Source organism: Kitasatospora sp. NPDC002543 (genome assembly GCF_053594915.1).
Window position 1 is genome coordinate 18,168 of sequence record NZ_JBSFWR010000005.1, and the last position, 23,010, is coordinate 41,177.

Sequence of the window (23,010 nt, forward strand, 5' to 3'; positions counted from 1 at the left end):
GCGAGGATTCTTCCGTGTATGACGACCTGGACGGCAAAATCATCCACGGGCTCCACTGCGCCCCCCGCACCTCGTTCCGCCACCTCGGCGAGATCGTCGGAGTGTCCGAACAGACCGTGGCCCGCCGCTACAACGCGCTGCGCCGCGACGGGGTCATGCGCGTCGTCGGGCTGAGCAACCCGGCCGCCCACGGGCGGGCGGAGTGGATCGCGCGGCTGCGGTGCCGCCCGGACGCCGCGGGGCCCGTCGCCGACTCCCTCGCCCGCAGGCCCGAGGTCGGCTACGCCAGCATCGCCTCCGGCGGGTCGGAGATCATCTGCACCATCCGCTCGGCGGCCCGCACCGGGCGCGACGACGTCCTGCTGCGGCAGCTTCCGAAGGCCGCCTCGATCCTCGACATGAGCGTGGACCTCCTCATCCACCCGTTCGGTCCCCCGGGCCCGGGCGGCTGGGCCGGCGGCCGGCAGTCCCTCACCGACGATCAGGTGCGGCGGCTGACGGCGGAGCGCCCCGTGCCCGCCGGGCCGGTGCTCGCCCCGACCGACGAGGACCGCCCCCTCTTCGAGGCCCTGGCGGAGGACGGCCGGGCCTCCCACACCCGCCTCGCGGAGGCCACCGGCTGGTCGGCGGCCCGGGTCGCCCGCCGGCTGGAGGCGCTGGAGGCCGCCGGTTCCCTCCTGTTCGGCATCGACATCCTGCCCGAACGCCTCGGCTACGAGCTCAACGCCATCCTGTGGCTCCAGGTCGACCTGCCCGCACTCCACCGGATCGGCGAGGAACTCGGCCGGCACGACGAGTGCGCCTTCGTCGCCGCCACCAGCGGCCGGCACAACCTCATGGCCGTCGTCATCTGCCGGGACACCCCCGCCTTCTACCGCTACCTCAGCGGCCCCCTGGCCGGCGTCGAGGGCATCCGGGGCTACGAGATCAGCGTCCGCGCCCGCCGCCTCAAGCAGTCCGTCTCCCTCATCCACCACGGACGGCTGGTCCACCCCACGCTGGGCTGACGCGAGCGGGCGCGGACCGTCTTGCCGACGCCGTCGCCGACGCGTCAGCATGGGCTGCCGGTACCCCGCGGCCGTACGGCCCGGAACGACACGGCCCGGAACGACACGGCGGCACCGCACGGCACGGCTCGGCACGAAGCAAGCGGACAGTCCACCCAGGAGCGGAGCAGATGACCTCATCCGAGACCTTCCCGGCCTTCCACTCGACCCCCGGCGCCGCCACCCGGGCCCCCGACGGAGCGCCGGTAGCGGCCGAAGGGCGGGTTGAGGAGCCGGCCGGGGGACCGGCCGTGCCGCCCTGGCTGGCCCAGGTCGCGGAGGCGCTGTCCGACGGCATGGACGCCGATGCGGCGAGGGCCTGGGCGCGCCGGGTGCACCGGGAGGTGGAGCGGCTGGACGGCAGGGTGCCGTTCAGCGTGGTCCACGACTGGTACTGCTCCGCCGTCGGCCCGCTGCTGGCCGAGGCGAGTGCGCGGCTCGGCGGGTCCACCGCCCCGCACCGGGCCGTCCTGGCCCTGCACGAGAAGGCCGTGGACGGCGGCCCGGTCGACGAGGGCACGTGGCGCGCGGCGCTCGAACCGGGGCTGCGGGAGCTCTACCGCCACGCGTACCCCAGCGCCGAGGCCCACGCGGCGGCGGCCGCGGCGGCCGGCGCCTACGCGCTGGCGAACGGCTACGACGAGGCCGAGGCCGCCCGCTTCGGCGAGACCTACGCGGAGCTCAACACCACGGCCAACGTGCGCTCCCACACCGACGCGAACGCCCTGGCCAACGCCGCCGCGATGGCGGCCGCCTACGCGGCGGCGGACCCGGCCGCCTACGCCGCGACCTGGCCGGCCGCCCGGGTGCGCGCGGTGGTGCGGTTCCACGCCGACCGGAACGACGATCGGGGCGAGCGCGCCGCCTGGGCTCGGCTGGCCGAAGGACTCGCCGACGGCCTGGCCCGCGCGGACGCCGCCTGAGCCCGGCCGGCCGGTACCCGCTCGGGTGCCGGCCGGTCCGGCTCAGCCCTTGAGCGGCCCGCCGTTGATGGCGACCCGGCGGCCGTAGCGGGTGTGCGGGTAGTAGTCGTACGTGGCATGGTGCTGGACGCAGCGGTTGTCCCAGAACACCAGCGTGTTCGGGGTCCAGCGGATCCGGCAGGTCAGCATCGGCCGCTGGGCGGGCAGCGCGCAGAGCAGGTCGAGCAGGGCCCGGCTCTCGTCTGCCGACAGCTGGGGGATGCGCGCGGTGTAGGCCTTGTTGACGTAGAGGATCCTGCGGTCGGTCTCGGGGTGGCGCACCACCAGCGGGTGCTCGTTCTTGGGGATCACGTATCCCGGCGGCGGGGTGTAGCCCTGGAAGGCGACGAGGCCGTCGTGCACCGCGGTGAGGCCGTCGAGCAGTCCGCGCATCGTCGGGGAGAGCATCTCGTACGCCAGGTGCATGTTGGCGAACATGGTGTCGCCGCCGCTGCCCGGTTCCGGCACCCTGGTGATGTAGAGCATCGACCCGAGGGAGGGTTCGGCGTCGGCGGTGCCGTCGGCGTGCCAGCCGTTGCCGGCGACGTTCTCGGCCTCGGCGCCGGTGCTGATCTCCAGGACGTACGGATCGGCGTCCACCGGCGGCGGGTTGACGGGGCGCAGTTCGCCGAAGTGGCCGGCGAAGCGCTTGTGGTCCTCGTCCGTCAGGTGCTGGTCGCGGAGGACGAGGACGTGGTGGTCGAGGAACGCCCGCTTCAGCTCGGCCAGTTGCTCACCCGACAGCTCCTGGGAGAGGTCGACGCCGGAGACCTCGGCGCCGATCACCGGGGTGACCGGGTCGACCGTGATGGTCCGGTACTCCGGGGCGGGCCTGGTGGTGACGGCCCTGACGGCGTCCAGTTCGTACTGCTCCATGACGTGCTCCTGTGATGGGGGACTCGGTGTCGTCACAGCCCGCGGGCCAGCAGGTCCGCGAGGACCAGCCGGCCGAAGGCCAGGTTGCCGTGGATGGCGTCGTCGGCCTCGCAGAACTCGGGGCGCTGGAAGCCGTCCGGTCCGGTGGTGCGGGCGCGGAGGTCGACGAGTTCGACGCCGAGATCGTCGAGCGCGCGGCGGACCGTCTCCTGCGCGGCCGTGAACACCACCGGGTCGGACTGCTCCGGCACCCGCTGCGGCGGCAGCACCGCCAGCACCCGCAGGCCGAGGGCGAGGGCGTGGCGGTAGAAGGCCAGGGCGTCGCGCACGCTCGCGCGGACGACGGCGTCGAACAGCGGGCCGCCGAGGAAGCCCGGGGGGAAGCCGCCGTCGCGGCGGCGGTGGAGGTGCCAGTTCTCCCGGGTGGCGACGAAGTGCGAGCTGAGGCCGAAGGTGCACACCAGCGGGACGGCGAGGCGGCCGAGCCCGTCCACGTCCAGCTCGGCCAGGAAGCCCCGGTAGTACGCGTCGGCCTCGGCCTTGCGGAACACCACGTCGTGCCCGCGCGGTTCGAAGAAGTCGTCGGTGAACTCGCGCCCGGCGCCGATCGGACCGCCCTGGAAGGGGATCCGGGCGGCCTTCGCGGCCCGTCCGATCGGGCCCGCGTGCGAGTCGCCGAGCAGCAGGAACCTAGCGGGGGCGGTAGTAGTCGAGGACGGCGTCGTCACAGGTGTCCACCTCCTTCGGCTCCGCCACCGGCGCACCGGTGCGGACCGGCCGTGGACCGGCCTCGGTCCGCGTCAGCCCGGCCATGAAGTGCCGCATGACGAACTCGACGCCCTCGGGCGTCACTTCGCGCAGGTTCGACGCGTAGAACCTGCTCCGGAACGGGAGTCCGGTGATGAGCTCGTACGACGGGAAGTAGTCGACGTCGTCGAGGTCCTGGGTCAGCTGGCCGGCCACCGTCCGCAGCAGCGACTTGGCGTAGGTGTTGACGGTGAGCGCGTGGCCGCCGGTCGCGGTCGCGGTCAGCGGATGCGGCGAGACGGTCAGCAGGACCCGCAGCCGCGGGTTGGCCTCGCGGGCCAGTGCCACGGCGTCCGTCAGGTCGCGGCGGACCTCGTCGAAGGTGAAGTGGTGGAGGACGTGGCGGTCCGGGTCGAAGGTGCCGCGCACGGTGCCGGGGCAGGACGGGAGGACGGTGCCGTCGGCGCGGTCCAGCCACGCCTCGGCCAGCCCCATGGTGAACACCAGGCAGCCGGCCTCGGTGACGGCCTCCCGGATGGCGGCGAGGGTCGTCTCCCGGGCCGCCAGCACCTCCTCCACGGAGGCGTGGCCGCCGGGTTCCACGGACGGGCGGCAGGGGTCGTGGTACCGGCCCTCCTCCGGCCACGCCCAGGCGGGCGGCGTCGAACGGCCGAAGGCCCAGGAGAGCCACTGCCGCAGCACGGCGGGGGTGTAGATGTTCCCGGTGCGGAACGAGAACACCCCGTAGTGGCGCGCCCGGCGCTCCTCCTCGGTCAGCCCCGGCGGGGCCGGCTCCGCGTCGTACCAGTTCATGCCCCGCTCCAGCAGGGCACGGCCGATGTGCGCGGCGAAGCAGGAGCCCGCGGTGAGGATCGGGTCGTCCTGCCCGATCGCGAACGCGGGCGTCCACAGGTCGTCGATGGCGAGCGGGTCCGGCTCGGCCACGGCGGTGCGCCAGAACGAGCGCGCCGGTAGGGACTGGTAGGGGTTCACGAGGGGTGGTCTCCGATGGTCGGGCGGGGGCGGAGGTCGGACGTGGTGGTGACGCCGGTGGTGGTAGCGACGGTGGTGGTGACGCCGGTGGTGGCGGCACCGGAGGACGGGGCGTCCGGTGCGGGCCGGGGCCGCGCCGGGGTCACGCCCCGGGGCGGCCGCCGCGGCCCCTGGCCGTGTCGTCCGACGCCGGGTCCGTGACCGCCGGGTCGGTCACTGCCGCGTCGGTCACCGCCGCGTCGGTCACCGCCGCGTTGATCGCGGCCGCCACCGCGTGCGCGTGGGGCGGGCGGACGATGCCGTAGTGCGTCGTGTCGAGCCGGTGCCAGGTGCTGGGTTCCGGGAGGTGCGGGCGCCACAGCTCCCGCTGCCGCTCCGGTGGCACCGGTGCCGGCAGCCCTTCCACCGGCCGTTCGGCCAGCCAGATTCGACTGGGCGTGGCGCTGAGCAGCGGCATCCGGTACCCGGCCATGCTCCGCAGGTTGGCCCGGCAGCACCGGACCAGGCGTTCGGCGTAGCCCTGCGCCTCGGGACCGGCGGCCGCCGCTCCGCCCTGCCCGAGCTCGTGCGCGAACACCGCCTGGAGCCGGGCGTCGTCGTGGTCCCGGTAGAGCTCGCCGGCCCCGGGCGGCGGCGGATCGATCAGGTGGACGCCGTGGACCGGCCGCCCGATCGCCTCCGCCTGCGCGGCCATCCCCATCACCGCCCAGGCCCCGAAGGACCAGCCGGCCAGGTGCAGCCGCCGGGTGTCGTCCGGGAAGCGGGCGCGCAGGGCGGCGGCGTAGCGGTGTGCCCGCTCGGCCAGCGTCCAGTCGGCGGTCCCGGGCCGTTCCAGCGCGGGGTCGGCGATCAGGCAGACGGTCAGCCGGGGGTCCAGCGCCGACACCAGGGACCGGTAGGCCTGGATGTCGCCGCCGACCGGGTGCACCAGGCAGAGCACGTCGTCCCCGGTGCCGTGCTGCCAGGTCTCCGGGACGACGCCCTCGGTGACGACGGCCCGGCCGGGTGCCGCCTCGGACAGGCGGGCCAGGATCTCGGTGAGGCAGACCCGGTGGCTGAGCCGTGACAGCTCCAGCTCGACGTCGAAGTGACGTTTCACCACGCCGATCAGGTCGAGCAGGGTCAGCGAGTCGACGCCCAGGTCGTAGAGCGGGGCGTCGGGGTCGAGGTGGTCGAGGTCCAGCCAGTCGCACAGCCAGTCGCGGAGCAGGACGGCCGCGTCCCCGCCCACCGCGTCGGCCGCCGTCGGGTCTCCGGCGGACACCGAGGCGGTGGACACCGAGGCGGTGGGCACCGACACGGTGGGCACCGACGCGACGGGCGCCGTGGACGCGGGAGGAGCGGCAGGAGCGGTCGGCACCAGGGCCGGGGCCTCGGGCGCCGCGTAGAACGCGCGGGACTCCCGGAGGTCGGTGGTGGAGACCAGCACCTGCGGCAGCCGCAGTCCCATCGCCCGCGCGAACACCCGCGTGCCCTCGGCCACCGTCAGCCCGACCGACAGGTGCGCCCGGTGACGGGAGTCGGCCAGCGGCGCGCGCAGCGCCATCCCGGCCTCGCTCCACACGTCCCAGTTCACACCGAGCCGGACCGTGGTCTCGGCGTCGTCGGCCCGGTACTGGGCGAACCCGTCGAGCAGGCTGTTGGCGGCCGCGTAGTCCAGCTGGCCGACCCCGCCGAGCTCCGCGGCCATCGACGAGCAGTAGACCGCCACCGACGGCCGGTGGCGCTCGATCAGCCGCTCGACCAGCAGGGCGCCCCGCAGCTTGGCGGCGGACGCGCGCGCCATCGCCCCGGCGTCCCGCCGGGCGATCAGGCCGCCGCTCGCCACCCCGGCGGCGTGGATCACCCCGTCGACACGGTCGGTGAGACGGTCGATCCGGGCCAGGACCTCCTCGGGCGCCGTCTCGGCGAGATCGGCCTCGACCAGCTCGACCCGGTCGGCCCAGGCCGTCAACTCCTCCGGCAGCCGGGGGTTCCTGGCCAGCAGCAGGACCCGGGCGCAGCCGTTCTCCAGCAGCCAGGCGGCGATGCTGCGGCCGATCCCGCCGGTGCCGCCCAGGACCAGGTGCACGCCGCCGTCCGGCAGCCCGACCGGGGACGGACCGGCCGGGGCCACCGGCAGCGCGACCTGTTCCCACCAGTGGCCCCGCCGGAGGGCCAGCCGGCGCGGAAGTGCGGCCCGGTCCGGCGCGGTGGCGGCCTCGGCCAGCAGCGCCGCCAGCGGTACGGCCCAGTGGGCGGGGTCCGCGTCGGGGAGGTCGACCCAGTGGCCCGCGGCGGCGCCCTCCTGGGGTGCCACCTCGACCGGGCCGGCCAGCAGGCCCGCCTCCGGCCGCCCCACCGGGCCGTCCACCGGCCGTGCCCGGTACGAGAGCCACCACGGCGTCAGACGGAGCGACCCGGCGGGCTCGGCCTCGGCCACGGCCCGCAGCAGTGCGGCCGGCGTGTCCAGGCAGGCCCAGCGGGCCCGGTCCAGGCTGTCCCGGCCGACCGGGCCGTCGATCCCCAGCGGCAGCGCGTGCAACCAGTCGATGCCGTCCTCGCCCGCGCCCGTACCCGCCAGGGCGTCGAGGAGCCGGCCGAGCGAGGAAGGGTCGGCCGGGTCGACCTCGTAGAGGTCCTCGCCCCGCCGGGCGAACGCCTCGGCGGCGCGGACCCGCACCACCCGGGCGTACGCGGCCTCGACGGCGCGGACCACCTCCGGGTGCGCCGGTCCGTCCGTGAGCAGCACCAGCAGCCGGGAGCCGCGCACGCCGACCGCCGAGCCGGCGCGGCGCAGCCGTGCCCAGTGCGGCTGGTGCAGCCAGGCGTCCTCCGGAAGGCGCCGCGGGACGTCGGCGGCAACCGGCCCGGCCGGGGCCTGGGCCTGGGCCTGGGCAGGAACGTGAACCGCGGTCTGAGCCGGGGCCGGGGCCGCCGTGGCGCGGGGGAAGTCGAACTCCGCCAACGCGAAGGCGGGCGGCGGGAAGTCCCACGGTGCCTGGGCCGGACCGGCGGGCCAGTCGATCCGCTCGCCGGACAGCCAGGCCGCGGCCGTCTCCTCGGCCGTACGGCCGTTGCCCGGGACCGGTGCCCCGGTGCGGGCCTCCTCCGCTCCCGCGTCCGTGACCGGCCCCACCGCCCGCAGCCGGGCCACGGCGGCGGCCGCGTCGGGGCAGACCGCTGCCAGCCGGTACCGCCGGGCGGGACGGCCCGCCTGGAGGTGGCGCAGCACCTGCGGATAGGCGGTGGGCCGGGCCTCCAGGTAGTCGGCGATCCGGGCGGCGTCGGCGCGCAGGCCCGCCTCGCTGCTGCTGGAGAGCAGCAGGCAGGGCGGCACGGAGGGGTCCGGCGTCGCGTCGGCCGCCGTCGGGGCCGCTCCGCCCGGCGCCGCCGGGGCCGGGCGGTCGGCCTCCAGCACCGCGTGGGCGTTGGTGCCGCCGATCCCGAAGCTGCTCACCGCCGCGATCCTGGCCCGGTCCGCGGGCCAGGGCCGGGCCTCGGTGGGGATGTAGAACGGCGCGGGGTCGGGGCCGAGCCGCGGATTGAGGGCGCGGAAGCCGACGTTGGGCGGGATCACGCCGTGGTGGACCGCGAGCGCGGCCCGGACCAGCCCGACCACGCCGGCCGCCGCGCCCAGGTGTCCGATCTGGCTCTTGACCGAGGTCAGCGCGCAGTGGCCGGAGCGGTCCAGGTCGAAGGCCTGGCGCAGGGCGCCGACCTCGACCGGGTCGCCGAGCCGGGTGCCGGTGCCGTGGGCCTCGACGTAGCCGAGGTCGGCGCCGCCGCGACCGCTGCGGCGCAGGGCGGCGCGGATCACCTCGCGCTGCCCGGCGAGCGAGGGAGCGCTGTAACTCAGCTTGTCGGAGCCGTCGTTGTTCAGCGCCGAACCGGTGATCAGGGCGTACACGGTGTCGCCGTCGCGGCGGGCCAGCCGCAGCGGCTTGAGCACCACCGTGCCGACGCCGCTCGCGCCGATAGTGCCGCTCGCGTCGTCGCTGAAGGGGCGGCAGAGGCCGTCCACGGAGAAGATGTGCTGCGGCTGGTAGCGGTACCCGCCGGTCAGCGTCGGGTCGACCAGGACGCCGCCGGCCAGCATCACCTCGGCGTCGCCCTGGCGCAGCAGCCCGGCGGCGACGTGGACGGCCACCAGCGAACTGGCGCAGGCCGCCTGGGTGGTGAAGGCGGGGCCGGTCAGCCCGAGGTGGTAGGCCGCCTTGGTGGCGAGGAAGTCCTTGTCGTGGTGCAGGGCCAGCTGGAAGCCGTCGGGCAGGCGCTCGGGGTCGGCCTCGCGGAGCATGGACTGGAAGTAGGTGTTCTCACCGGCTCCGGCGACCAGGCCGACGCGCGCACCCGACGGGTCGGCGATCCCGGCGTGTGCCAGCGCCTCGACACAGCTCATCAGCAGGTGCCGCTGCTGGGGGTCCATCAGCCGGGCCTCCTGCCGGCTGATGCCGAAGTGGTCCGGGTCGAAGTCCAGCGGGCCGTCCAGCTGGCTGCGTGCCCCGACCAGGCCGTCGGCGGCGTCGAAGTGCTCGATCCCGGTGCCGCCCGCGGTGACCATCCGCCAGAACGCGGAGAGGTCGGAGGCGCCGGGGAGCCGGACCGCCATGCCGACGACCGCGATCGGCTCGTCGACCGCGATCGGGCCGTCCCCGGCGGTCGGCACCGCACCGACGGACGGCGCACCGACCGCCGGCGCACCGACGGCCGACGGTGCGCCCGCCCGGTCCAGGAAGGCAGCCAGCGCCCGTACGGTGACGTGCTCGAACAGGTCGGCGACGGTGAAGCGCAGGCCCGGTTCGGCGGAGCAGCGGAGCTGGAAGCGCATCAGGCCCAGGCTGGAGGCGCCGGCCTGGAAGAAGGTCTGCGCCGGGTCGATCGCCAGGCCGGTGACGGCCTCGAACACCTCGGTCAGCCGGGCCTCGCGCGCCGACAGGGCGGTGCCCCGGGCCGTGGGCCGGCGCAGTTCCCGCCCGGCGGAGCGCAGCGCGCCCCGGCGGTCCAGCTTGCCGCTGGGCATCCTGGGCAGCTCCCCCACCACCCGGAACCGGGCGATCCGGACGTGGCCCGGCAGCATCGGCGCCAGGTGCGCGGTGAGGTCCTCGACCGTGGGCGCCTCCTCGCGGCACTGCAGGCAGGCCACCAGTTCCTCGCCGTCGCGGACCACCACGGCGTTGACGACGTCCGGGTGGCGCAGCAGGGCCGCCTCGACCTGCCCCAGCTCCAACCGGTGTCCGCTCAGCTTGATCTGGTCGTCGTCCCGGCCGAGGTAGTGCAGCAGGCCCTGCCGGTCGAACCGGGCCCGGTCGCCGCTGCGGTAGCACAGGCCGAGGCCGGGCAGTTCGACGAAGCGCGCCTCGTCGAGCGCAGGGTCCCCCAGGTAGCAGCGCGCCGCCATCGCGCCGCCGATCAGCAGGGCGCCGGCGCGGCCGGGGGGTACGGGCTGGTCGGCCTCGTCGACCACGGTGAGCACCGCGTTGTCCACCGGCCGGCCGATGGCGGGGCGTTCGGGCCAGCGGGCCGGGTCGCCGTCCAGGCGGAGGCTGCTCACCACGTGCGTCTCGGTCGGGCCGTAGTGGTTGTACAGCCGTGCGCCCGGCAGGCCCGCGAACCAGCGGCGGATCGCCTCGGTGCACACCAGTTGCTCACCGGCGGTGACCACCTCGCGCAGCCGCGAGGGGTAGCGGCCCAGCTGGACACCGTGCTCGGCGAGGAGCTGGAGTGCCACGTAGGGCATGAAGACGCGCTCCACCCCGGCCGTCTCCAGCTGCTCCAGCAGCGCGGGGGCGTCCTGCCGCCAGTCGGGCCGGACCAGGTGCAGGCGGCCGCCGCCGCACAGCGTCCCGAAGACCTCCTGGAAGGACACGTCGAAGGAGAGCATGGAGAACTGCTGGGTGGCCGCGGGGGCCGCCAGTCCGCCCGAATCCGCCTGCCACTGCAGCAGGTTGCACAGGGTGCGGTCGGACACCTGCACGCCCTTGGGGACGCCGGTGGAGCCGGAGGTGAACAGGGTGTAGAGCGGCCGGGCGCCGCCGTGCGCCGGGGCGGGGGGCGCGGCGGGCACGACGAGTGCGGCGGGCGCGGCCACCGGGGCCCCGGGTGCCAGCACCACCGGGTGGCGTGCGACGCGGCCCGGGTCGACGGCGTCGAACTCCGGGTCTCCGCCCGGCGGGAGCAGCACGCACAGCGGCTCCGCCTGGTCCAGCACCTGCCGGCGCAGGGCCGGCGGGTAGGACGGGTCCAGCGGCACGGCGGTCACGTTGAGCCGGGCCAGCGCCAGCAGCGCCACCACGTGCTCGACCGACGGCCGCAGGTGCAGTGCGACGCGGCACGGGCTGTCGGCCCGCTCCGGCAGCGGATGGGCGGCCCGCAGCTCGGCCGCGAACGCCGCCGCGTGGGCGTCGAGTTCGGCGTAGCTCACGGTCCGGCCGTCGGACACCAGGGCGGGAGCGTCGGGGGTGCGCGCGACCTGCCGGGCGAAGCCCTCGGCCACCGTCGTCCAGGCCGGCGCCGTCGAGGCGCCCCGGCCGGGTTCCGGCAGTCCGCGGCGGTACGGTGCCACGAGCTCGGCCGGGGTCGCCGTCCCGCCCTCGGCGAGCAGGTCCAGTCCCCGCCGGAACAGGCCCGCCGCGGCCGTCACCTCGGCGGCGTCGAAGCGGTCCTCGGCGTACTCCCACAGGCAGTCGAGGCCGCCGCCGTGCTCGACCACGGACAGCGTCATCGGGCACTTGGCCTCGGCCGGGGCCCACCAGAGCGGACGGGAGGCGCAGCCGGGCAGGGCCAGCGCGCCGAAGTCGGTGTTCTCCAGGACGAACAGGTAGTCGAACGGGGTCTCGCCGCCGGCGGTGTCCCGGTCGGCCAGGACATCGGCCAGCGCGACATCCTGACGTTCCATCACCTGACGGGCGTCGGCGACCAGCCGCAGCAGCTGGCCGCGCAGCGCCTCGCGGGGCGCGACGGCCTGCGGCAGCAGCACGGTGTTGGCGAACATGCCGACGCTGCGCTCGAACTCCTGGACCGGCCGGTTGGCCACCGGGGCGGCGATCCGCGGCCTGGTTCCGCCGGTCACCCCGTAGAGGCTCCAGGTGAAGACGCCGAGCAGCAACTCGAAGCGGGTCATGCCCAGTTCGGCGCAGAGCCGGTCGACGGCGGCACGCCGCACAACGTCCAGCGAGGTGGCCAGCAGGTGGGCCCGGGGGCCGGGCCGCGCCTCGGCCCGGGCCGCCGGGTCGTGGTCCTGCGCCTCGTCCGTCCGGGCGTAGTGGGCCCGCAGTTCGGAGCGCTGGGCCAGGTAGGCGGGGTCGGCGAACCAGTCGCTCTGCCAGGCGGCGAAGTCCAGCGGGGTGGGCGCCGGGGCGGTGTCCGTGTGCGGCGAGGGCTCGGCGGTGCCGTCGTGCGCGTGCCGGTAGCCGGTGGACAGGTCGTCCAGCAGGACGTTGAGGGACCACCCGTCCACCGCGATGTGGTGGAGGTGGAGCAGCAGCACCCCGCCGCCGTCCTGCGGCAGCCAGCGGGCGCGCAGCATCCGGGGGCTGGACAGGTCGAACGGTACGGCGAAGAAACGGTTCGCCTTGGCGCGCGCGTCGTCCTCGGCGCCGCCCGCGCCCCCCTCGGAGTCGACGGGCTGCGGGGCGTCCCCGGCCGCCGGGCCGGGCTCGACCCACGGGTCGTACGGGTCCCCGACCAGCTGGCGCAGCCCCTCGGGCGCGGCCTCGAAGGCGGTGCGCAGGGCCGCGTGCCGCCGCACCAGCGCCCGCAGCGAGCCGCGCAGCGCCTCGGCGTCGACCGTGCCGTCCAGCCGGAAGGCCAGCTCCACCGCGTAGGACCGGGAGCGCGGCGCCCGCTGCTGCAGCAGCCACAGGCGCTGCTGCTCGCTGGTGGCGGCCGCCGAGCGCGCCCGGGTGGGAGCGGCCGGCACCGGGTAGGGCGACTCGGCGGCGGACCCACCCTCCGCCACGGCCCGGGCGATCCCGGCCAGGTCCCCGGCCAGCACGGACGCCTGGGACAGTTCGCGGCCCCAGCGCCGGCGCACCTCGAAGCGCAGCCGCAGGGCCTTGAGCGAGTCGCCGCCGACGGCGATCCAGCGGTCCTCCAGCCGCGGGTCCGCCACCCCGAGCACCTCGGCCGCCAGGTCCAGCACCTCGCGCTGGCGGGCGGTGGTGGCCGTGGCGGCTGGGCGGCCGCCGTCCGCACCGCGCCAGGGCCGGTGCTCCCGGCGCAGCAGGGCGTCCCGGTCGACCTTGCCGTTGGCGTTCAGCGGGAGCTCGTCCACGAGGTGGATGTGGTGCGGCCTCATGTAGCCGGGCAGCCGGGCCGCCAGATGGCGGTCGAACTCCTCGAACGGGACCTCCTCGCCGAGCACCACGTACGCCAGCAGCTCGTTCGGGCCGTGCTCCCCGGCCCGGCGGGTGCAGACGTACGCCTGCCGCACCGCCGGATGCGCGAGGATCTGCCGCTCCAGCTCGCCGGGTTCGATCCGGAAGCCCCGGACCTTCACCTGGCGGTCGGCGCGCCCGACGTACTCGATCGGGCCGTCGGCGTCGGCGCGCACCAGGTCGCCGGTGCGGTAGTGGATCGTGCGGCCGCCGTCGTACCAGGGCAGCCTGACGAAGCGGCGCCGGGTCTCCTCGGGCAGGTTGCGGTACCCGGCCGCGAGGGCGGCACCGGCCAGGTGGAGTTCGGCCACCTCGCCGGGCGCCGCGGCCCGGTCGCCGTCCGGGGCGACCAGGACGGCCCCGGTCCGCGGCAGCGCCCGTCCGATCGGGACCAGGTCGCCGTCGAAGTCACGCGGGATGGGGTGGCACAGCGCGAAGGTGGTGGCCTCGGTGGGGCCGTACACGTTGTGCAGCAGGGTGGGGGCCGCCGCGTTGTGCCGGTACCAGCGGCGGATCGCCCGCGCGTTGAGCTGCTCGCCGCCGACGAGCAGCTGTCCGACCCCGGCGAAGCAGGACGGCTCCGTGTCCACCACCGCGTTGAACAGGGCCACCGTGACGAAGGTCGTGTCGATGCGCTCCCGCAGCAGGGCGGCGGCCAGCCGGTGCGGTGTCTGGACGGCCTCGTCGCCGAGGACGACGCAGCAGCCGCCGGTCAGCAGCGGCACCCAGACCTCGAAGCTGAGGGCGTCGAACGCCGGATTGGACAGGCAGGAGTAGCGGGCCCCCTCCTCGATCCGGATGTACCCCGGCTCCGCCAGCCGCAGGATGCCGGCGTCCCGCACCTCGACGCCCTTGGGGCGGCCCGTCGTGCCCGAGGTGTAGAAGACGAAGGAGACCGGTGCCCCGGTGGGGACGGCCTCCCGGTCGCCCGGTCCGGCCGCGAGCAGCTCCGCCGCCTCCAGCGGGCGCACCCGGTCCGGCAGGCCGTCGGGCGCCGTCCCGCCGTGGACCAGCGCCACGCTGCCCGAGTCGGCCAGGATGTGGTCCCGGCGCCGCGCCGGGCTCTGCGCGTCCAGCGGGACGACCTGGGCGCCGAGCCGCAGGACGCCGAGCATCACGCAGACCAGCTGCCAGGAGCGCGGCAGGCAGACCGCCACCGCCTGGCCGGGCCGCACGCCGGCCAGGCGCAGCCCGTGGGCCACCGCGGCGGCGGCGTCGACCAGGCCGGTGTAGTCCAGCCGGACGTCGCCGTCGACCAGCGCGTCGGCACGGGGGGTGCGCAGGGCCTGCTCGTGCACGGCCCGGGCCAGGCCGGTGGACGAGGGCGTGAGGGGCGCGGCGCTCTCGGCACGCATCAGGCCTCCACGGCGGGAGCGGCGGACGCGGCGGACGACTGTCCGGGTACGGGCGCGGGCGCGGGCGGCGGCACGGACGGGGTCGTGGCCGGGGACGACGGCGGAACCGGGAACCGGTCCAGCTCCGCCTCGATCAGCTCGGCGATCCGGGGCACCGCCCCGCTCTCCAGCAGGTCCCAGTGGCCGCCCGCGACCGGCTCGGCCAGGAAGCCCCCGCCGGCCCGCCGTTGCCAGAACGCGCGCACCTCCCGCGCCTGCCGCGCCTCCTGCTCCCGCTGCTGCCGTTGTTCCCCGGACGCCTCCGCGGCACCGTCCGCGGCGCCGTTCCCGGGGCCGTCCGCGGTGCCGTCCGCGGTTACGTCCCCGGCGGCCTCGACCAGGACCAGCCGGGCCGGCGAGGACGGCGCCCGGTAGTCGCGGGCGGTCATCCGGTTGTGGTTGTAGATCCGGAAGTACCGTTCGATCTGCTCGTCCTCGATCCCCGGGTACATCCCGTTGAACCTGACGAGCTTGTCGCGGAACTCGGCCATCTCCACCGGCCCGATCGACGCGAGCTGCTCCGCGTCCTCGGTTCCGTGGGTGTCGAGCAGCACCACGCTGAACCGGGTGTGCCCGGCCCGGGCCAGTCGGAGCCCCATCTCGTGGGCGACCAGGCCGCCGTAGGAGAGCCCGCACAGCACCAGCGTCTCCTCCGGCCGGGGGTCGACCAGGGACAGGTAGTGCTCGGCCATGGCCTCGACGGTGGGCAGCGGTGTCTGCCCGGGGCCGATCCCGGGCGACTGCACTCCGAGGACGCCGACCCGGTCGGGCAGTGCCGAGGCCAGCGGCAGGTAGCAGAACGCCGTGCCGCCGGCCGGGTGGACGCAGACCACCCGCTGCCGCCCGTCCCCCGCGCGGAACTCGACCAGGTCGCCGTCCGGCGCGTCCGACGCCCCCGCCCGGAGCCGTCCGGCCAGGGCCTCGATGGTCGGGTTCTGCACGATGTCGCGGATCGGCAGGCTCTCGCCGAACTCCTCGCGGACGGCCCGGGCCACCTTGATGGCGGATATCGAGGTCCCGCCCAGGTCGAAGAAGTTGTCGGATATCCCGATGCCGGGGTGGAGCAGCACCCGCCGCCAGATGGTGTGCAGGGCCATCTCCACGTGGTCGCGCGGGCTCGCCGTGTTGACCTGGTCGCGGGTCGCGGCGCGGGCGGCCTCCAGCAGCGCGGCGCGGTCGAGCTTGCCGCTGCGGTTGAGCGGCAGCCGCGGCAGCTCGACGAAGACCGCGGGGATCATGTAGTCCGGCAGCCGCCGCGCCAGCGCGGCGCGCCACTCGTGCCCCTGGAGCGGCTCCGTGTCGCCCCGGCCGAGGCCCGCCACCAGGCGCAGCTCGCCCGCGGCGTCGCGGTCGGCGAGCACCGCCGCCTCCCGCACGCCGGGCAGGTCCAGCAGCGCGGCCTCGACCTCCCCCGGCTCGATCCGGAACCCGCGCAGTTTGACCTGGTCGTCGCCGCGGCCGAGGTACTGGGCGTTGCCGTCCGGGAGCCAGCGGGCCAGGTCGCCGGTGCGGTACAGGCGTTCGCCGGGCACGAAGGGGTCGTCGACGAACCGCTCGGCGGTCAGGTCCGGACGGTGCAGATAGCCCCGGGCCAGGCTCGCCCCGCCGAGGTAGACCTCGCCGGTCACCCCGGTCGGCACCGGTCGCAGCCGCCGGTCGAGCAGGTAGAGGCGGGTGTTGTCCAGGGGGCGGCCGATCGGGCAGGGCCGGTCCAGCGGCTGCGGGTCGGTGTAGGCGGTGCTGTAGAGGGTCGCCTCGGTGGGCCCGTAGCCGTAGCAGACGCGCAGGCCGGGCAGCGCCCGCTCGATGCGGTGGAGCGCCGTCTCCGGGAGGGGCTCCACCCCGGTCAGCAGCCGGCGCAGCGCCAGTCCGTCCAGGCGCGCCCCCGGGTCCTCGTCGATCCACTTGACGTAGGACGGCGGCAGGAAGGCCTGCACGACGCGGTGGGCGCGCATCCAGTCCAGCAGTTCCCCGGGGTCGCCGCGCAGCTCGTCGGGGACCAGGTGCAGCACGGCGCCGGTGGTGAGCGGCATCAGCAACTCGTGCACCGAGGCGTCGAATCCGATGCTCGACCAGGCGGAGGCCGCCTCGCCGGGGAAGGCGCCGAACCGTGCCAGCCAGGTGTCGAGGAGGTTGGTGACGCTGCCGTGGGTCACCGCCACGCCCTTGGGGCGGCCGGTGGAGCCCGAGGTGTAGATGACGTAGGCCAGGTGCGACGGTCCGACGGTGATCCCCGGCGCGTCGTCGCGCTCCGCCTCGGCCTCGACCGCGTTCAGGCGCTGCCAGCCCCCGGGCGGGACGTCGGCGTCGCTGAGCACCAGGGCCGGGACGGCGTCCTCGACCATCGCGGCCAGCCGCTCGACGGGCTGCCCCGGATCGAGCGGCAGATAGGCGGCGCCCGCCTTGAGGATGCCGAGGACACCCACCACCAGGGCGGTCGAGCGCCCGGAGTGCAGGCCGACCACCTGGTCCGGGCCGACACCGCGGGCGATCAGCGAGTGTGCCAGCCGGTTGGCGCGGCGTTCCAGCGCGGCGTAGTCGAGCCGCTCCCCCTCGCAGACCAGGGCCGGCTCGGCGGGGCGGGTCCGGACCTGGGCCTGGAAGCGCTCGACCAGCCTGGCGGGGGCACCGGCGGGAGCGGGCGCCGCGGCCCGGTCGGCGCCGCTCCAGTCGGACACCACCCGGTGGCGCTCCCGCTCGTCCATCAGCTCCAGCTCGTCCACGCCCAGGTCGGGCCGGTCGACGAACTGGGCCAGCACCCGGCGCAGATAGCCCGCGTAGCGCTCGGCCGTCGGGTGGTCGAACAGCGCCTCGGCGTAGTCCAGGTACCCGAGCACCCCGCCGTCGTCCTCCTCGGCCAGCGACAGCGCCAGGTCGAACTTGGCCCCGGCGTAGGGGATGCCGAACGGCTCGACGTCGATCCCGGGCAGCGCCAGCGCGCCCTTCCGGGAGGGCTGCCAGGCGACCATGGTCTGGAACAGCGGCGTGTGGGCGGTGCTGCGCGGCGGGTTGACCGCCTCCACCACCTGCTCGAACGGCAGGTCCTGGTGCTCCAGGGCGGTGCGCACCGCGGCGCGCACCTGCTTCAGCAGGGACGAGCCGGTCGGCGAGTTCGACAGGTCCACCCGTACGGCCACGGAGTTGACGAAGAACCCGATCAGTTCGGAGAAGGAGCCGAGGCCGCGGTTCGCGACCGGGACGCCGACGACGATGTCGGTCCGGCCGGTCAGCCGCGACAGCACCACGGACCAGCCCGCCAGTACGGCGCCGAACAGGGTTCCGCCCTGCTCCCGCGCCGCCGTCTTGAGGGCGGTGCCGAACTCCCCGTCGAGGCGGACCGGCACCCGGCCGCCCCGGTAGTCCTGCTCCGGCGGGCGGGGCCGGTCGGTGGGGAGTTCGAGCAGTGCGGGCGCACCGGCGAGGACCTCCCGCCAGTGGGCGGCCTGCGCCGCCGGTCCGTCCCCGGCCGCCCACTCCCGGTGCCGCAGCGCGTAGTCGGCGTACTGCAGGGACAGCGGCGGCAGCGGGGAGCCCGTCCCCTCCCGGAAGGCCGCGTACAGCGTTCCGATCTCGCCCAGCAGCACGTTCATCGAGAAGCCGTCGAAGACCGAGTGGTGCAGCGTCAGCAGCAGTACGTGGTGCTGCTCGGCCAGGGCGATCAGCCGGCAGCGCGCCAGCGGGCCGCGCCCCAGGTCGAAGGGGGTGTCGCACTCCGCACGCTGGATCTCGGCGACCCGGGCCGCGGCGTCCGGGGCCCCGGTCAGGTCGTCCGTCGTGAGGGCGAAGCCGGGCCCGGGCGGACTGATCAGCTGCCGGACCCCGTCCCCGGCGGCGACCAGCCGGGTGCGCAGGATCTCGTGCCGGGAGACCAGTTCGTCCAGCGCGCGGGCGAGCACCGCGCGGTCAAGCGGGCCCCGCAGGGTGTAGGCCAGGGTCTCGTTGTACGCCTCACTGGCGCCGTCCAGCTGGGACAGCACCCAGAGCCGCTGCTGTCCCGGTGCCGGCTCCGCGAGCCGCTCCCCGGCGTCCGCCGGGGTGTCGGACCGGCCGGTGGTGGTGCTGTGGGCGTGGTGCGTCTCCGACAAAGCCAGACCTTTTCCTGAGGGAGGGCCATTGCGGGGATCAACGGCCCGGTGGCGGTGCGCTGGCGGTGCGTGGCAGTGCGTGGCGGTGCGTGGCCGGGGCCGGCCGGTGACCCCGGTGGTGCGGACCGGATCGCCTCGACCGGCGCGCCGCAGCGAGGTGGCGGTCAGTCATGTCCTGCCGGTGGCAGGCGAACCGGGGCGGAGCATGGCGGTGCTGTCGAGGTCGGCGGCGACGAAGCCCGGCGGGTTCGTGACCATGGATGCCTAGTTAAGATGACTGACTCGACCTGAGCAAGAGGGAGCCTCTTCCCCTGTTCGCCTTCATACGCGAGTCCGCGCCGAGCGGCCGGCCTCCGCCCGAGGGCACCGGCCCTGCGGCACGGGCTCGTTGGGCGGGCCCCGCCCGGGCGGGGTCAGCGCGGGAGGAGCCCGCTGACCCGGGCCCGGTTGACGGTGGCGACCCGGTCGCGGGTACCGAGCTTCCGGTAGAGGTGCTCGATGTGCTTGTTGACGGTGCGGGTGGCGATGCCGAGGCGGCGGCCGATCGCGGCGGCGGTGAGGGCGTCCGCGAGGAGGAGCAGCACGGCCTGCTCGCGTGGCGTGAGCCCCGCCTCGGCGCACGCCGCCCGGCCCCCGGCCGCCTCCCCGCCGGCCGACGGCTCCCGCCGCATGGCGTGCCACTGGGACAGCAGCTCCCACTGCCGGTCGACGGCGTGGAGCAGCGGCTGGATCTGCGCGCCGTAGGTGCGGTCCGCGGCGGTGAACGCGCCGTCCGGGCGGAGCAGCACGTACCCGCGGACGGGAGAGTACGTGTCCGGCAGGGGGATGCCGAAGGCGAAGCGGCGACCGGGGGCGAAGTCGCGGACGTCCCGCAGGTCCAGCGCGCGGCCGATCTCCTGGGCGGTGAGCGGCGTGGTGTCGCAGGTCGTCGCGTAGTAGTCGGAGAAGGGGCGGCCCGTCCTGATCTGACGGCGTGCCCGCTCGTCGGTGAGCGCGGCGTCCGCGCCGCCGGCGGTGGCGATGGTCATGGGCCCCGCGTCTGTCCGCCAGGTCCCTTCCTTGAACACCACGACCTCGGCGTCGCACGCGCTCAGCAGTTCGGCCAGGACGAGCCGGTGAAGCCTGGAAGGGTCCCGCTCGTGCAGGGCCGCCACGGCCAGGTCCCGCATCCGCCGGCAGAGCCGCGCGGTGTGCCGGGTGTCCTCGGGCACTTGTCCCTCCCGCTGTCGGCGTGCCCTTCGCTCCCCCGCAGGCGCTACGAGAACCTCGGGGCGGACACCGCCGGCGCGTGGCGGGGCGCCTGCCGGAGAGCGGGCGCCCCGCCTCGGCCCGGGCGAGCGGGCCGAGGCGCCGAGGGGCCGTGGTGGCGAGGGGCGCGCGGAGTTCAGGCGCTCTGCTCGATGGGGCCGATCAGCCAGTTCCCCGGCGCGTTCTCGTCGGTGCTCAAATAGAACTCGGTGATGGCCAGCCTGAATTCCTCGTGGCTGATCACGCCGTTGCCGTCCCGGTCCAGCCGCCGGAACGCGTCGCCCGAGTGCTCCGGCGGAATTCCCAGAGCGCTGTACATCCGCACGTACTCGTCCTTGCTCAGCACCCCGTCGTGATTGGTGTCCAGCGCGCGCATCAGGGCGTCCGCGATCGCCAGCACCGCCTTTTCGAAGTGCTCCGGGGCCGTGATGTCGGCCTCCATGACGTCGAGGAACTCCGTACGGCTGATCCGCCCGTCCCCGTCGGCGTCCCCGTGCGCGAGCAGCACGCGCCACCACTCCTCGAACGCCTTCCGCATCGCCGAGGCGTTCTCCCGGTCATCCTCCGCGGCCAGCGCGCCGAAGAGCTCGCCCATCGCCTGGAAGTCGTCGTGGGTGAGCATGCCGTCGCCGCCCTGGTCGAACCAGTCGAAGAGCATGCTGAACTTCTGCTTCTTCACCTTGGCCGGCATTCCGTCCGCCTCTCGCTCGCGCCCGGTGACGGAGCCCGGTACCCCGTCGGGACTTTCGACGCACGGTAGATCGGGGATGAGCGGCGGGGCAATTGACCGGAGGGAGAATCACACCTTCGATGGAACAGCTCGCCGTGAAGGCATGATCCGTATGCGAAAGGAGTGTGGTGCGACGATGTTCCGGCTCCCCTGGAGCGCTCGATCATCCGGGCGTCCGGGTTCCGTTCTCCCGGTGCCGCCACCGCACCGGGTCCACGGTCTCCGCCGTGCCCGGTGCGGTCCGGGCCGGCGCCCGGTAGCCGGCCGTGGAGAGCACCAGCATCTCGTCGGCGCCCGGCTGGAACTCGTAGGCCACCCGTTCCACCCGGCTGGGGACACCGAGCTCCGCCAGCTCCTCGCGCAGCGCCCCCAGCCCCTCGTAGCGCGCTCCGGTGTCGTACACCACGAGCGGGAAGATCCGCACCTCCCGGCGCGCGACCCGGGCGAGCTCGCGCAGCCCCGCCCGGTGGAAGTCCTCGCCGAGCCGGTTGCCGTACGAGAACAGCAGGTGCGAGCTGAGCACCAGGTCGAAGGAGTCGTCGGCGAACGGGAGCCGGGGCAGCGAGCCGGCCAGGTAGCGCTCCGGGCGGGCGACGATGTCGGCGCGGAAGGCGCGGGCACTGGCCTTCCACCGGCGGATCATGTCGTCCGGGTCGGTGTACCAGGACCACACGTTGCCGGCCGTCTCCTTCACCAGCAGCTCGCGCTTGAACTCCGTCTCCCGTTCCACCAGCCGGCCGAGCTCCTCGCGGTGCTCGGCGTACTGGAGGTCGACGGCGACGGCGTCGACGCCGCGCTGCCCGGCCTCCGCCACGAAGCTCGCCGCGCCGGCCGGGCAGTCCAGGACGCGCTGTGCCAGGTCCCGGTCGTCCAGCGCGAACATCGCGCGGTACTCCGCGAAGGAGCGCGCACTGACCAGCACGGCTCAGCCCCTTCCCACGAACGGCATGGTGGTCGGCAGCACCACCAGCGACTGGATGGTGGTGTCCGGCGGCTGCGAGGCCATCAGCACCAGGGCCTCGGTGAAGCGGTCCACCGGGATGGTCGCCTCGACGGCCATGGTCCGGTCGGCCTGCATCGCGGCCGGCTGCGGGCCGCCGTCCACCGGGGTCACGTTGCCGACGTCGATCTGCCCGCAGGAGATGCCGTACGGACGGCCGTCCAGGGCCAGCACCTTGGTGAGGCCGAGGACGGCGTGCTTGGCCGCGGTGTACGCGATCGAGTTGGGGCGCGGGACGTAGGCGGAGGGCGCGCCGTTGTTGATGATCCGCCCGCCCTGCGGGGACTGGGTGCTCATCACCCGGAAGGCCTCCCGGGCGCAGAGGAAGCCGCCGGTGACGATGGTGTCCAGCACCCGGTTCCAGTCCTCGAACGGAGTCTCGGTGATCGGCCGGCGGGGTGCGGCGGCGCCCGCGTTGTTGAACAGCAGGTCCAGCCGGCCGTGGTGGTCGAGGACGGTGCCGAAGAGCCGGGCGACCTCCTCCGGGCTGCGGATGTCGGTCGGCACGGGCAGCACCCGGTCGGCCGCGGGGCCGGCCAGGGCCGCGGTCTCCTCCAGCGCGTCCTTGCGGCGCCCGGCGACGACCACGGTCCAGCCGGCCGCCAGCAGGGCCAGCGCCGACGCCCGGCCGAGGCCGCTGCCGCCGCCGGTGACGATCGCCACCCGTCCGTGCGGGGCGGTCGTACCGCCCGTCTCTCCTCCGGTGGTCACGGCGCCCACTCCTCCCCCTCGTTCACCCAGATCCTCAGCATCCGCCGGGAGTACGGCCCGGGCTCGTCGACGAACGGCGAACGCCCGTGCAGCACCCTGCTGTTGCGGATGATCAGCAGGTCCCCGGCGGCCATCGGCAGCCCGAAGGCGATCTCCGGCCGGTAGAGCACCTCGTCCAGCACGCCGAGCGCCTCCCACTGACGGTCCGTCAGCTCGGGGCCGCCGCGGTCGGGGGACGACCGGACGGTGCGGGTCTGGTAGTAGCAGCCGATCGTCCCGTCCTTACGGTCGTACAGGATCGGGGTGACCACCACCTGCGGGCCGGCCCGGCCGCTGCGGTCGAAGGTCCAGTCCTCGCGCAGCGTGGCCAGCGCGTCCGGGCGCTCCCGCTGGATCAGGTCGTGCACGTGCCGGGCGCTCGCCAGCTTGGTCAGCCCGCCGCCGTCGAAGGCGGGTCGCACGCAGAGCAGCACCAGCAGGTCGCAGGTGTCGCAGTGGAAGCCGAGTTCGGTGTTGCCGTCGCCGTCCTGGTCGTGCAGCACCGAGGTGAGGTCACCGCGCCCGTTCTGCGGGACGATCCGGCCGAAGTCCCGCAGCAGGAAGGAGAGCACCTCGGTGATCTCCTGCTCCGGACGGGACGGATCCACCAGCCCGCCCACATGGGTGATGCCGACCGAGTCGGCGGCGTTGCGGACGAACTCCCGCAGCCGGGAGCGCACTTCCTCGGCGGCACCCCACTGCCCGGCCCGCGCGTCGGCCCACAGCAGCCGCCGCTCCCGCTCCCCCAGCGGGAGCGACCAGAGCTCCCGCCGGGCGTCCAACTCCAGGCTGCTCCAGCCGATTTCGGTCACCGCATCCATG

At 75.2% G+C, this 23,010-nt stretch carries 12 protein-coding genes; 2 read left to right on the forward strand and 10 right to left on the reverse strand.

Features of this window, described 5'->3' with window-relative positions; all coding sequences use genetic code 11:
* Window positions 1–14: 14 nt before the first annotated feature.
* Both ACWD4P_RS03830 and ACWD4P_RS03835 read left to right on the forward strand, forming a co-directional pair.
* Window positions 15–1,007, forward strand: coding sequence for an Lrp/AsnC family transcriptional regulator (locus tag ACWD4P_RS03830; RefSeq protein WP_449778455.1), 993 nt, complete (start codon window positions 15–17; stop codon window positions 1,005–1,007).
* Between the two features lie 170 nt (window positions 1,008–1,177).
* Window positions 1,178–1,969, forward strand: coding sequence for a SpcZ (locus tag ACWD4P_RS03835; RefSeq protein WP_449778456.1), 792 nt, complete (start codon window positions 1,178–1,180; stop codon window positions 1,967–1,969).
* Between the two features lie 42 nt (window positions 1,970–2,011).
* Here ACWD4P_RS03835 and ACWD4P_RS03840 read toward each other — a convergent pair whose 3' ends face one another.
* The 10 genes from ACWD4P_RS03840 to ACWD4P_RS03885 all read right to left on the reverse strand — a co-directional run bounded on the left by ACWD4P_RS03840 (window position 2,012) and on the right by ACWD4P_RS03885 (window position 23,009).
* A complete protein-coding gene (locus ACWD4P_RS03840; protein WP_359830243.1) occupies window positions 2,012–2,884 on the reverse strand; it encodes a TauD/TfdA dioxygenase family protein in 873 nt (290 codons plus the stop codon).
* 32 nt (window positions 2,885–2,916) lie between these two features.
* Entirely contained in the window at window positions 2,917–3,612 is a 696-nt protein-coding gene (locus tag ACWD4P_RS03845) for a hypothetical protein (protein ID WP_359830241.1), read from the reverse strand.
* Entirely contained in the window at window positions 3,575–4,624 is a 1,050-nt protein-coding gene (locus ACWD4P_RS03850) for a GSCFA domain-containing protein (RefSeq protein ID WP_449778457.1), read from the reverse strand. The genes ACWD4P_RS03845 and ACWD4P_RS03850 overlap by 38 nt, the downstream gene beginning before the upstream one ends.
* A gap of 142 nt (window positions 4,625–4,766) precedes the next feature.
* Window positions 4,767–14,336: an amino acid adenylation domain-containing protein gene (locus ACWD4P_RS03855; protein ID WP_449778458.1), complete on the reverse strand. Its 9,570-nt coding sequence runs from the start codon at window positions 14,334–14,336 to the stop codon at window positions 4,767–4,769.
* Window positions 14,336–18,466, reverse strand: a complete 4,131-nt coding sequence (locus ACWD4P_RS03860; RefSeq protein WP_449778526.1) for a non-ribosomal peptide synthetase — start codon at window positions 18,464–18,466, stop codon at window positions 14,336–14,338. Before ACWD4P_RS03860 ends, ACWD4P_RS03855 begins: the two co-directional genes overlap by 1 nt.
* Window positions 18,467–18,873: 407 nt before the next feature.
* Entirely contained in the window at window positions 18,874–19,671 is a 798-nt protein-coding gene (locus ACWD4P_RS03865) for a LuxR C-terminal-related transcriptional regulator (protein WP_449778459.1), read from the reverse strand.
* Window positions 19,672–19,844: 173 nt separating this feature from the next.
* On the reverse strand, window positions 19,845–20,399 hold the full coding sequence (locus ACWD4P_RS03870) for an EF-hand domain-containing protein (RefSeq protein WP_359821711.1): 555 nt from the start codon (window positions 20,397–20,399) through the stop codon (window positions 19,845–19,847).
* 202 nt (window positions 20,400–20,601) lie between these two features.
* Window positions 20,602–21,360: a class I SAM-dependent methyltransferase gene (locus tag ACWD4P_RS03875; RefSeq protein WP_359821709.1), complete on the reverse strand. Its 759-nt coding sequence runs from the start codon at window positions 21,358–21,360 to the stop codon at window positions 20,602–20,604.
* Between the two features lie 3 nt (window positions 21,361–21,363).
* Complete coding sequence (locus ACWD4P_RS03880) at window positions 21,364–22,149, reverse strand: SDR family oxidoreductase (protein WP_359821706.1); 786 nt, start codon at window positions 22,147–22,149, stop codon at window positions 21,364–21,366.
* Window positions 22,146–23,009 carry a TauD/TfdA family dioxygenase gene (locus ACWD4P_RS03885; protein ID WP_359821703.1) on the reverse strand — a complete coding sequence of 288 codons (864 nt, stop codon included), beginning with the start codon at window positions 23,007–23,009 and terminating at the stop codon, window positions 22,146–22,148. The genes ACWD4P_RS03880 and ACWD4P_RS03885 overlap by 4 nt, the downstream gene beginning before the upstream one ends.
* Between the last annotated feature and the right edge of the window lies 1 nt (window position 23,010).

Excerpts from the sequence above, each read along its gene's own strand:
- ACWD4P_RS03835 (WP_449778456.1), top strand. The coding sequence starts at position 1,178 with ATGACCTCATCCGAGACCTTCCCGGCCTTCCACTCGACCCCCGGCGCC.
- ACWD4P_RS03840 (WP_359830243.1), bottom strand. The coding sequence starts at position 2,884 with ATGGAGCAGTACGAACTGGACGCCGTCAGGGCCGTCACCACCAGGCCC.
- ACWD4P_RS03855 (WP_449778458.1), bottom strand. The coding sequence starts at position 14,336 with ATGCGTGCCGAGAGCGCCGCGCCCCTCACGCCCTCGTCCACCGGCCTG.
- ACWD4P_RS03870 (WP_359821711.1), bottom strand. The coding sequence starts at position 20,399 with ATGCCGGCCAAGGTGAAGAAGCAGAAGTTCAGCATGCTCTTCGACTGG.
- ACWD4P_RS03885 (WP_359821703.1), bottom strand. The coding sequence starts at position 23,009 with ATGGATGCGGTGACCGAAATCGGCTGGAGCAGCCTGGAGTTGGACGCC.